This window comes from Longimicrobium sp. (assembly GCA_036389795.1).
Taxonomy (GTDB): domain Bacteria; phylum Gemmatimonadota; class Gemmatimonadetes; order Longimicrobiales; family Longimicrobiaceae; genus Longimicrobium.
The window spans coordinates 40,807-51,203 of record DASVWD010000007.1 but is presented as its reverse complement, the minus strand read 5'-3'; the positions used below and the strand labels follow the sequence as shown (position 1 = coordinate 51,203).

11 protein-coding genes and 1 pseudogene are annotated in these 10,397 nt (G+C 73.2%); 3 read left to right on the top strand and 9 right to left on the bottom strand.

Translation table 11 applies throughout. From position 1 onward, the window contains the following. From VF746_00785 to VF746_00775, 3 genes are all read left to right on the top strand, one after another. The coding region (locus tag VF746_00785; protein HEX8690945.1) for a TonB-dependent receptor at positions 1-2,093 on the top strand (2,093 nt) is incomplete at its 5' end. A gap of 390 nt (positions 2,094-2,483) precedes the next feature. Beyond that, positions 2,484-3,725 carry a sialidase family protein gene (locus VF746_00780; protein HEX8690944.1) on the top strand — a complete coding sequence of 414 codons (1,242 nt, stop codon included), beginning with the start codon at positions 2,484-2,486 and terminating at the stop codon, positions 3,723-3,725. Next, complete coding sequence (locus VF746_00775) at positions 3,722-4,249, top strand: TlpA disulfide reductase family protein (protein HEX8690943.1); 528 nt, start codon at positions 3,722-3,724, stop codon at positions 4,247-4,249. The genes VF746_00780 and VF746_00775 overlap by 4 nt, the downstream gene beginning before the upstream one ends. A gap of 136 nt (positions 4,250-4,385) precedes the next feature. Here the strand turns inward: VF746_00775 and VF746_00770 are convergent, their stop codons facing one another. The 9 genes and pseudogenes from VF746_00770 to ligD all read right to left on the bottom strand — a co-directional run bounded on the left by VF746_00770 (position 4,386) and on the right by ligD (position 10,219). After that, the gene (locus VF746_00770; protein ID HEX8690942.1) at positions 4,386-4,808 is read right to left on the bottom strand and encodes a hypothetical protein; all 423 of its coding nucleotides are present in this window, start codon (positions 4,806-4,808) and stop codon (positions 4,386-4,388) included. 158 nt (positions 4,809-4,966) lie between these two features. After that, the gene (locus tag VF746_00765) at positions 4,967-5,248 is read right to left on the bottom strand and encodes a hypothetical protein (protein HEX8690941.1); all 282 of its coding nucleotides are present in this window, start codon (positions 5,246-5,248) and stop codon (positions 4,967-4,969) included. Between the two features lie 10 nt (positions 5,249-5,258). After that, positions 5,259-5,801: a hypothetical protein gene (locus VF746_00760; GenBank protein HEX8690940.1), complete on the bottom strand. Its 543-nt coding sequence runs from the start codon at positions 5,799-5,801 to the stop codon at positions 5,259-5,261. A gap of 68 nt (positions 5,802-5,869) precedes the next feature. Beyond that, positions 5,870-6,328 (bottom strand): YhcH/YjgK/YiaL family protein, encoded by a 459-nt coding sequence (locus VF746_00755; protein ID HEX8690939.1) that lies wholly within the window; start codon positions 6,326-6,328, stop codon positions 5,870-5,872. Beyond that, positions 6,325-6,588, bottom strand: a complete 264-nt coding sequence (locus VF746_00750) for a hypothetical protein (GenBank protein HEX8690938.1) — start codon at positions 6,586-6,588, stop codon at positions 6,325-6,327. Before VF746_00750 ends, VF746_00755 begins: the two co-directional genes overlap by 4 nt. A gap of 32 nt (positions 6,589-6,620) precedes the next feature. Further along, positions 6,621-7,511, bottom strand: a complete 891-nt coding sequence (locus tag VF746_00745; protein HEX8690937.1) for a deoxyribonuclease IV — start codon at positions 7,509-7,511, stop codon at positions 6,621-6,623. A 116-nt stretch (positions 7,512-7,627) separates the two neighbouring features. Further along, a pseudogene (locus VF746_00740) lies at positions 7,628-7,969 on the bottom strand (endonuclease domain-containing protein). 151 nt (positions 7,970-8,120) lie between these two features. Then, complete coding sequence (locus VF746_00735; protein HEX8690936.1) at positions 8,121-9,152, bottom strand: ATP-dependent DNA ligase; 1,032 nt, start codon at positions 9,150-9,152, stop codon at positions 8,121-8,123. Between the two features lie 62 nt (positions 9,153-9,214). After that, positions 9,215-10,219 (bottom strand): non-homologous end-joining DNA ligase, encoded by a 1,005-nt coding sequence (ligD, locus tag VF746_00730; protein ID HEX8690935.1) that lies wholly within the window; start codon positions 10,217-10,219, stop codon positions 9,215-9,217. Between the last annotated feature and the right edge of the window lie 178 nt (positions 10,220-10,397).

Here is a 10,397-nt window from a genome sequence, read left to right as displayed (position 1 = left end):
TTCGTCCCACGCTCCGTCCACCACCCACCATGCCCGCTCACGTCCGACGCTCCCTCGCGCTCGCTGGCGCGCTCTCGCTGCTTGCCGTCCCGGCGATGGCGCAGCGCACCGACACCGCGCGCGTCTTCCCGATCGACACGCTCCAGGTGCGGGTGCTCCGCACGCCGCTCCCCCCGCTCCGCGCGCCGTACGCGGTGAGCGTGGCGGGGAACGAGGCCACGCGCCGCGCCGCGCCCGGGCTGGCGCTCGACGAGGCGCTGGCGGGCGTCCCCGGGCTGCAGGTGGACAACCGCTTCAACTACGCGCTGGGCGAGCGGATCTCCGTGCGCGGCTTCGGGGCGCGGGCGCAGTTCGGCGTGCGCGGCGTGCGCGTGCTGGTGGACGGCCTCCCCGCCACCATGCCCGACGGGCAGACCACGCTCAACCACGTCGACGTGGGCTCCGTCGCCCGCGCCGAGGTGGTGCGCGGGCCGGCGTCGGCGCTCTACGGCAACGCCTCGGGCGGGGTGATCCGCCTCTCCACCTTCGCCCCGCCGCCGGTCCCCATCGCCGCCGAGTACCGGGCGACCGGCGGGGCCGACGGGCTGCTGCGCATGCAGGGGAGCGCGGGGGGGATGGCGGACCCGCTCTCGTACCGCGCCAGCGTCACCCGGCTGGAGTACGACGGCTTCCGCGAGCACCAGTCCGCCGCGAACACGCTGGGCGGCGCCACGCTCGGCTGGCGGCGCGGGCGCGACGACGTGCGGCTCTCCTTCACCGCGGTCCATTACGACGCCGAGAACCCGGGCGGCCTCACCCGGGCGCTGCTCGACGAGGACCGCACGCAGGCCGCGCCGCCCAACCTGGCCGACGACACGGGCGAGGAGGGGCGCCAGGGGCAGCTCGGCGTCACCTGGGAGCGGGCGGCGGGCCCCGGCGCGCTGGAGGTGAGCGCCCACGTGCTGGCCCGCTCGCTCGACAACCCGATCCCCCGCCGCCTGATCGAGCTGGACCGCCGGGCGGGGGGCGCGCGGGCCGCCCTCTCCGGCGCGCTCGGCGGCGAGGCGCTGCGCTGGGCCGTGGGCGCGGAAGCCGAGATGCAGCGCGACGACCGGCGGAACTTCGACCTGCAGCAGGGCGCGCGCGGGGCGCTGGTGCTGGACCAGCTGGAACGCGTGCTGGCCACGTCGGGCTTCGCGGAGGCCACGCTGGCGCTCGGGCGGGTGGACGTGCTGGGGGCGCTGCGCTACGACCGCTTCCGCTTCGAGGCGGACGACCGGCTGGTGACGGCGGAGAACCCGGACGACTCCGGCTCGCGCACCATGGACGCGTGGAGCCCCACGCTGGGGGTGAGCGTGGAGGCGGCGCGCGGCCTCTCGCTCTACGCCAACCTGGCGACGGCGTTCGAGACGCCCACCACCACGGAGCTGGCGAACCGGCCCACGGGCGTGGGCGGCTTCAACCCGGAGCTGGAGCCGCAGCGCACCACCTCGTACGAGGCGGGGGCGAAGGCGCGCCTGGGCCCGGCGTGGCTGGAGCTGGCCGCCTACCGCGCGCGGGTGCGCGACGCGCTGATCCCCTTCGAGGTGGAGGGCTCGCCCGGGCGCCAGTTCTTCCGCAACGCGGGCCGCGCCACGCACCGCGGCGTGGAGGCGGCCGCCCGCGCGGAGCCCGTCCGCGACGTCACCGTGCGGCTGGCGTACACGTACACCGACGCGCGCTTCGACCGCTACTTCGTCGACGACACCACGAACCTGGAGGGGAACCGCGTCCCGGGGATCGCGCCGCACCGCTGGGACGCGGCGCTCTCCTGGGCGGCGGAGCGCGGGCCCTTCGCGGGCGTGGAGCTGCGGCGCCTTTCCGCGGTCTCCGTGGCCGACACCGACGCGGGCGGCGAGTTCGACTCGCCCGCGTACACGCTGGTGGACCTGCGCGCGGGGTGGAGCGCGCTGCGCCTGGGCCGCCTTCGCGCGACCCCGCACCTGGAGGTCGCCAACCTCTTCGACGAGACGTACAACTCGTCGGTGGTGATCAACGCGTTCGGGCGGCGCTACTACGAGCCCGGGCCGGGGCGGTCGGTGTACGTGGGGGTCGACGTGGGGGTGGGGTGGTAGGGGGAGTGCGAAGTGCGAAGTGCGAGGTGCGGGAGGGTACTTTACGGAATCGGCGCGCGGGACGAAGTTCCGTAGGGGCGAGGCCTGCCTCGACCGCTGGATGCCGGCTCGTGCGCGGCAGGCGGCCTCTTGCGCCGACGCCGCCGATGTCCGGACTCGCAGGCTCGCCCCTTGTACGAAATTGTGGACTGCGACGAGACTCGCGTGAGGGATGCGCGCCCGGAGGGCCGGGACGGCGCCGCCACGGGGGTTTCGTGGCGGCGGCGGCCCGGCGCGGTTGGGCACGGTGGTATCGTGCCCTACCGCGCGCGCAGCCCGGCCCGGAGCGCAGCGGAGGGACACGCCCAAAACCGCAGTGCCAGGTGCCAAGTGCGAAAGTGCGAAAGTGAGATGGGGAAGAGATTTGCGGCCCTTCTCGCGTCGATCGGCCCGGCCGCGCTCGTCCTGGGCGCCTGCGGGATGGGCGGCGCGGGGCCGGTGCTGGGGGAGCTGCGCGAGATCGCCTCGCCCGCGGCGGCGGGGAGCGCGGAGCCGAACCTGACCACGGGGGCGGACGGGCGCGCCTACCTGTCGTGGATCGAGCCGGGGCCGGACTCGACGCACGCGCTCCGCTACTCGGTGCTGGAGGGCGGGCGCTGGTCGGCGCCGCGCACCATCGCGGCCGGGGGCGGCTGGTTCGTGAACTGGGCCGACTTCCCGTCGCTGGCGGTGCTGCCGGGCGGGCGGATGGCGGCGCACTGGCTGCAGAAGAGCGGCGCCGACAAGTACGCCTACGACGTGCGCATCGCCTGGTCGGCGGACGGGGGCGCCACCTGGTCGCCCGGGGTGGTGCCGCACCGCGACGGCGTGCCGGCGGAGCACGGCTTCGCGTCGCTCTGGGCGGCGGGGGGCGACTCGCTGGGCGCCGTCTGGCTCGACGGGCGCAGGTACGCGCGGGGCCCCGGCGGGGGCGAGCCGACCGAGGAGATGATGCTGGTGAGCACCACGCTGGCGGCGGACGGCTCGCTGGGCGCGGAGCGGCCGGTGGACGAGCGCATCTGCGACTGCTGCCAGACGGGGCTGGCGATGACGTCGGCGGGGCCGATCGTGGTCTACCGCGACCGCTCGGCCGACGAGGTGCGCGACATCTACGCGGTGCGGCGGGTGAACGGCGCCTGGACGGCTCCGAAGCCCGTGCACGCGGACGGCTGGGTGATGCCCGCCTGCCCGGTGAACGGACCCGCGGTGTCGGCCGACGGAGAGCGGGTGGCGGTGGCGTGGTTCACCGGCGCGGACAGCACGGCGCGGGTGCGGGTGGCGTTCTCGGACGATGCGGGCGCCACCTTCGGCGCGCCGGTGCAGGTGGACGGCGGGCAGCCGCTGGGGCGCGTGGACGTGGAGCTGCTGGAGACCGGTGCGCTGGTGAGCTGGATGGAGGCGACGGGCGAGAAGGCGGCCGAGGTGCGCGTCCGCCACGTGGCCGCCGACGGACGGATGGGCGCGCCGCGCGTGGTGGCGTCGTCCAGCGCGGAGCGGGCCAGCGGCTTCCCGCGCATGACGCGCGTGGGGCGCCAGGTCGTCTTCGCCTGGACGGAGCCGGGGAGGCCCTCGGCGGTGCACACGGCCGCCGCCGCGCTGGAGGAGGGACGATGAGACGCCGCCTGCCGGTCTTCGCCGCCGCCCTGGCGCTGGCGGTGCTCGCCTCGGGGTGCGACGCGATCCGCGGCAAGGGGCCGCCGCAGGTGGGCGACCCGGCGCCGGCCTACGCGGCGCGGACGCTGGACGGCAAGCCCGTGTCGCTGGAGGGGCTGCGCGGGCAGACGGTGCTGCTGAACGTGTGGGCCACCTGGTGCCAGCCCTGCCGCCAGGAGCTCCCCGACCTCGAGCGCCTGCACGTGGCGAACGGCGGGCGGGGCTTGAGGCTGGTGGGGGTGAGCATCGACGAGGCGGGGATGGAGGACGCGATCCGCGAGTTCGCCGTCGAGTACGGGGTGACGTACGACGTCTGGCACGACCCGGGCAACGACGTGGCCTCCACCTTCGGCACCGTGGGCGTGCCGAGCACCTTCCTGATCGCTCCCGACGGCACCGTGCTCTGGAAGCACGTGGGCCCCGTCAAGGCCGACGACCCCGAGCTCACGCGGCTGCTCGCGGAGTCCCTCGCCCGCCGCTCGTGACCCGCAGGGGCGAGGCCTGCCTCGCCCGGCGGGTGTCGGCGGCGCGCGCGACGGCGGGTCCCGCGCCGATGCCGGCTCCGCTCGGACTCGCAGGCTCGCCCCTACGGAACCGACGGAGCCGATCCTCTCGTCGTGCCTACCGGTGCGCCCGCGGGTCCTCGTCCCGCGGGATCGGGAAGAGCATCAGCGCGATGCAGAAGATCAGCAGCCCGTAGCCGTAGCGCAGCGGGTTGCCGGTGATGAAGTAGTGCACGCCACCGAACATCGCCGCCGCTTCGCCGAACGCCCAGCCGATGATGGCCAGCGTCACGCGGTCGGTCCGGCGCGGCGCCGCGCGGTAGCGGCGCGACATCAGCATCAGCCCCACCGCCACGGCGGCCCACACGCCGATCACCACCCAGTCGAGCACCGGGTCCGGAGCGGAAGGCTGCCGCCCCCTCGAGTACAGGAACCACGTCACGGCGCCGAACATCGCGACGCCCGCCAGGAGCGAGAGGCGGATGATGAACAGCGTGGCGGCGTTGGCGGTCGGGCGCTCGTCGGCGGTGGGCTCGGGCATCGGGCTGATCGGGGGTGGGCGTCGACGGGAACGTGCGAGCCGCCAATGTAAGCCGTGGAGGGCGGGTGGAAAACGTCATCGCCATCGACGATCGAACGAAGCGGGCCGGGCTCCCTGCGTGGGGGCCCGACCCGTTTCCTTACGACCGCGGAGCCGGCTCAGGACGTCGCCGGATCGTCGTCCTCGGGTTTCCAGTACGGCGAGTAGCAGCGCGCGGGCTTGTCGCGCTTCTCCAGCCACTCGCGCCAGCCGGGCATCGCCACCTCCAGGAACGGCCCCTCCTGCCCCGTCTCGCGCAGGAACGCGGCCTCCTCGGGGTCGCGGGCGGGGCGCGTCATCCCGGTCGGATCGGAACGGCGGCGCACCTCCTCGACGGCGGCGGCGCTGCGGTCCCACATCTCCTGGAGCCGCGACCAATCGATGTCTTCGAGGTTGATCATGGTCCCTCCGTCAACCGAAGCGGGACTGCCAGATCTCGCCCATTTCCCGCTCGGTGAGCTCCCTGCCCGAATCGGCCACGTCACAGAGGAGGTCGTAGGCGTCTTCGGCCTGTTCGCGTTTCAGCCAGTTCCGCAGCGCTTCTTCGTCGATCAGATGACGGAAGGTGCGGATCATGTCCACCGCCTGCAAGCCGTAGCCCCAGTACTTCCAGTACTTGAAGCCGGTGATCCGCTCCGCGAGCACGACCTCGCGGGCGATGACGCGGAGCGTGAACGGGCCGACTTCGAACGTAAGCGCGGGATCTTCGCGCCGGAAGCTCGGCACCTCGAAGTACAGGTCGCCTACGTACCAGTGCCGGTCCTTCCGCTGCATCCCCAGCGCGGCGAACACCTCCGCCAGCTTCTCGCGGGTCGCGCGCTCCACGATGAAGTCGATGTCGGCCGTCGTGTAGCTGCCGGTCACGTAGAACTCGATGGCGCTCCCACCGACGAGCGTCGCCTCCATCCCCGCCCGTTCGAGCGCCGTCGAGACGATCGCCGCGGCCAGCGACATCCTCCGGACGTGCGGGAGGCTGGAATCGCCGACGGCCTCGTGCAGCGCCTGGCGGAGGTCGGCGTCGCTCACTGGGCGATCCTCACCTTGACGACCACCTTGCGCACGGCGTCGCGGCCGCCGGCCATGCAGCCGGGCTTGTGCGCGTCGCCGGGGTGGAAGACGGCCAGCGCGCCGGCGCGCAGCAGGAGCGAGCTGCTGGCCTTCGGCTCGGCGTAGAAGACGATGTCGTCCTCCTCGCGGTACGGCGTCTCGACCGCCAGCTCCGCGGCGGGCGCGTGCAGGATGCGCTCGGCGCCCGAGGCGACGTACTGGAGGTCCAGGTGCCGCCGGTGCGACTCGAAGCGCCGCTCCGTGGCCGGCCCGGTGTCGTACGACGACACCAGCGCGAACACGCGGTCGCCGTCCACCGGGTGCCGCCCGTCCGGCGTGGCCGGGTCGAAGGCGCGCAGCCAGGCCAGCCCCGCGGCGATCCCCGGCGCCAGGCGCGCGTAGGCGTCCGCCCCGGCCAGCGTGGTGAGGATCATCCCCCGCCGCCGGCTTCCACGTGGTCGATCCCCTGCGCGGTGATGCGCACGGTGAGGCCGTGGCTCCCCGACTTGCGCACGAACCCCAGGTCCTCGTGGTAGCGCACCACGCGCTCGGCGTCCTGGCGCGAGAGCCCCAGCCCGGCGGCCAGCTCGTAGCCGTCCTGGTACTCGCTGTCGCCGCGCTCGGAGTGCTCGTACAGCAGCTCCAGGAAGCGGCGGCGCAGCTCGCGGCGCCGCCGCACCTCGTCGTCGGACATGGACGATCAGGGGGTGTGGAGGACCCGCGGCCTCATCCCGCCAGCTCCTTCAGGAGCGCCGCCATGCGCAGGTCGTACGGGTCGGGCGAGGGGTCGTCGGGCCCCACGTCGTAGTTCTCCTGCGGCGTCTCCAGGATGAGCGGGACGCCGCGGCTGCGCTTGTCCTTCAGCAGCCAGCGGAACGGCTCCGCGCCGATCTGCCCGTCGCCCAGCAGCACGTGGCGGTCGCGGTTGCTGCCGAGCGCGCCCTCGCTGTCGTTCAGGTGGAAGAAGCCGGGGCGCTCGCCGGCGGCGTCCTCGAACTCGTCCAGGATCTCGCCGAAGCGCTTCTGCGAGGCGTGGATGTCGTACCCCGACGCGAACAGGTGGCAGGTGTCGAGCCCGTACCCGGTGCGCTCGCGCAGCTCGTCGGGGACGTGGCGGAGGATGTCGGCCACCTCGGCCGCGGTGCGCCCCAGCGTCTTCCCCGCGCCCGCCGTGTTCTCCACCAGGAGCCGCGTCTTCCCCTTCACGCCCTCGAGCGCGCCGGTGATGGCCTTCGCCACGCGCTGGGCCGCCGCCGCGGTGTCGCCGTCGCTCGCCGAGCCGGGGTGGAAGCACACCGCGCCCACGCCGAGCGCGGTGGAGCGCTCCATCTCCTTGGCCAGCCCGGCCGCGGCGCGCGCCCACTTGTCGGGGTCCGCCGTGGCCACGCTCAGCACGTACGCCGCGTGCACCACCACGTGGGCGGGGTCGATCCCCGTCTCCTCCAGCGCCTGCCGGAAGCGCTCGACGCGCTTGGGGTTGATCCCCGACTTGTCGCCGTAGAAGGTAGGCTTGGCGGAGAAGACCTGCACCGCGCGGAGCCCCGCGCCGGCGGCCCGGCGCACCGCCATGTCGATCCCGCCGTTGTCCACGGCGTGCGTGCCGAAGATGTGTGGCATCGGTTCCGTCGTGTGGAACTGCAAGCTGGGTTTGATCGGAGCATCGAGCGGACGTTCGCGCGGCCGCGGGAAGCCCCCTCCCCGACCCTCCCCCCGCTGCGCGGTGGGAGGGAGAACTACACTTCGGGTGCGTCCATCGCCGCGAGTCGCCGGGCTTCCATCCGGATGCGCCGCAGCACGCTCGCCCTGTCGTTCAGCACCTCGTCGTTCGTGAACCGCAGCACCGTGATTCCGCGCGCGGCGAGATGGGTGGTGCGCTCCTCGTCCCGCTCGCGCTGCTGCTCGTGAACCGACCCGTCGACCTCCACACAGAGCTTCAGTGGCGCGCAGAAGAAATCGAGGATGAAGCGGTGGATCGGATGCTGTTTGCGGAAGTGCAGCCCGTCGAGGCGCCCCTTCCGCAGGCCCTCCCAGAGCACCTTCTCCGCCTGCGTCATCTCGCCGCGAAGCTGCTTTGCCGCCTGCTTGACCGCCGGCTGACGTCACGCATCGATCCGAAGTCTCTCGAAGGCGGTGTTGCTGTTCTCCCTCCCACCGCGCAGCGGGGGGAGGGCCGGGGAGGGGGGCTCCAACGGCGGCGCAAATGTAAGTCGGAGCGCTCCGAAAGCTTCACCCCAGCAGTCCCGCCGACGCCCGGCTCTCGCGCGCCACCTGCTCCATGCGGCACTGGCGCGGCTCCTTGTCGGGGCGCCAGCGCACGAAGCCGGTCCCGTGGCGGAAGCGGCCGCCGCTGAAGTGGTCGTATTGTACCTCCACCACGAGCTCGGGCGCGAGAGGCTCCCACTGCGTGCTGCGCTCCGTGCTCCACCGGCTGGGCCCGCCCGGCGCCGACCCCGTGAACCCCGGCGGCCGCACCAGCTTCTCCAGCCTGGGCGTCAGCTCCACCCGCTCCTCGCGCGGGATCGCCGAGCAGAAGCCCACGTGGTGCAGCAGCCCGTCCTCGCCGTAGAGGCCCAGCAGCAGCGAGCCCACGATCCGCTCCTTCTGCGCGTAGCGGAAGCCGCCCACCACGCAGTCGGCCGTGCGCACGTTCTTCACCTTCACCATGCCGACGCGCTCGCCCGAGCGGTACGGCTCGTCCACGCGCTTCGCCATCACCCCGTCCAGCCCGCCGAGCCCGCCGGTGAGCCAGCGCCTGGCCTCCTTCTCGTCCGTCGTCCCGCGCGAGAGGCGGACGCGCCCGCCCGCGGGGAAGAACTGCCCCGCGAAGTCCTCCAGCTTCTTCCGCCGCTCCTCGAACGGCAGGTCGGCCAGCGGCCCGCCGCGGGGGCCCAGCAGCAGGTCGAAGGCGACGAAGGTGGCCGGGTGCGCCGCCGCCAGCTTCGCCACGCGGCTGGCCGCCGGGTGCAGGCGCAGCTGCAGCTCCTCGAACGAGAGCGTGTCGCCCACCGGCACCACGATCTCGCCGTCCAGCACGAAGCGCTTCGCCCGCAGCTCCTTAAGCGCCTCCGCCACGTCGGGGAAGTAGCGCGCCAGCGGCTTCCCCGCCTTCGAGCGCAGGTCCACCTCGCCGCCGTCACGGAAAGCAAGGCAGCGGAAGCCGTCCCACTTCGGCTCGTAGTGCCAGCCGTGGCCCGTTGGGATCTTGGCGGCGGTGTCGGCTTCCATGGGGGCGAAGTCCACGCCCAGCGGCAGGTCCATTCGAACAGTCCTGAGTGCGAAGTGCGAAGTGCGAGGTGCTAAGTGCTAAGTGCGCCGCTTCCTCAGAGCAGCGTGCGCAGGTCGAAGCGGCCGCGGCTCTGCAGGAGCGGCTTGTAGAGGTCGCCCACCTCCTCCAGGCGCGCGGGGACGTTGCGCAGGGTGAAGTCCTCGATCTCGATCCCCCGCTCCACCTCCTCCCACGTCACCGGCGTCGACACCGTGGCCTGCGGCTTGGCGCGCACCGAGTAGACCGAGGCCAGCGTGCGCCCCCAGGCGTTCTGGTTGTAGTCGACCAGCACGCGGCCGGGCGGGCGCTTGGCCACGCGGTACTCGGCGGTGACCAGGTCCGGGTGCAGCGCCTCCATGGCGCGGGCGAACTCCTTGGCGAACGCCCACACCTGCTTCTGGTGCGGCCCGCGCACGATGGGGACGTACACGTGGATCCCCTTCGACCCCGTGGTCTTGGGGTAGCTCTTCATCCCCAGCTTGCGGAGGCCGTCGCGCACCAGCAGCGCCGTCTCGCGCACCTTGCCGAAGTCCGCGCCGGGGACGGGGTCCAGGTCGAAGTGCAGGTAGTCCGGGGTGTTGTAGTCGTCACAGGTGGCGTACCACTGGTTCAGGTCGATGCACCCCAGGTTCACCACCCACAGCAGCGACGCCACGTCCTGCACCATCGGGAAGTCGATCACGCTCTTCGACTTGTGCAGGATCGAGCACGTCTTCAGCCAGGGCGGCGCGTGCTCGGGCGTGCGCTTCATGAAGAAGAACGGGCCGTTCCACCCCTGCGGGTAGCGCTTCATCACCATCGCGCGGTCCTTCAGGTGCGGCAGCAGCCACTTCGAGACGGCGAGGTAGTAGCGCAGCAGGTCGCCCTTGGTGATCCCCAGCTCCGGCCAGAACGGCTTGTGCAGGTTGGTGAGCCGCACCGCCTTGCCGCCCACCTTCACCTCGCACGCCTTCCCCCTGGCCGGGATCAGCTCCGGCCCCGCGTCGGCGGCGCGCACGTTGGGCGGCGGCGCCTTCCTGGGCGTGGGCTTCGGCTTGCGGACGGCGTTCTTCGAAGGCATCGGTGCGTCTGCTCGCGTCCATCGTGCTGGGGTCGCGGCGCACGGGAACGCAACAAGCCTGCCGGTTGGCGCACTTCGCACCTCGCACTTCGCACTGCAGTTCCGGGCGTGTCCCTCCGCTGCGCTCCGGGCCGGGCTGCGCGCGCCGTAGGGCACGATACGACCGTGCCCAACGGCG